Consider the following 605-nt stretch of genomic DNA (forward strand, 5'->3'; position numbering starts at 1 on the left):
TTTATATATTTTAAATGGAAATTCATTTGGGGTTATAGAAAATATAAAATTAAGCTATGTTTCTTCAGTTTCTCACATTTTCTAGGCAAACAAGGTTTAACCGGAGCTATGGATAGATTTGGTTTTGATTTTGGAGATATTCAACTTTTCAACTTGGGAAGCAATTTGGGTATTCCAGGTAGGGGTTTTATCTCTTCTAAATTGAGTTTATGTTATTTAGATATGACTGTGAGCATTTGGGCTAGCCATTTGGCTATTTTGGAAAATTTGTATATTTTCAATGTTTAGCCCATGGGAGGCTTTTAAACATACATAAAAGCTTGTTTTGGTATATTAAACTCATGTTTAATAGCATGTGAATTATTGGCATGTTTTGTGAAATTTGGGGCCTATTGGTCCAATTTCAGGAAAAGTTACGCGGACGGCCTTTTGGGCCATTTTGTTCCATATGTGGACTGATGTTGATTTTGTAGATATTATATAGTTTTGATGGGAAACAGTTGTCAGATACGAGTTATTGGCCAAGGGCCATAAATTTTGCGACCGGGAGCCTTCCGACCGATGGTCTAGAAACCTGCGCAGGGATTAGGTGTGCGGCATCCAGC

1 protein-coding gene is annotated in these 605 nt (G+C 36.7%); it reads left to right on the plus strand.

The window, feature by feature from the left end; translation table 11 throughout:
* Window positions 1–288 (plus strand): hypothetical protein (locus tag ACFIO3_RS15140; RefSeq protein ID WP_375704790.1); only part of this gene is annotated, 288 nt, incomplete at its 5' end.
* Window positions 289–605: the final 317 nt, after the last annotated feature.

The sequence above is a fragment of the Bartonella sp. AD328YNZD genome, from assembly GCF_042196425.1.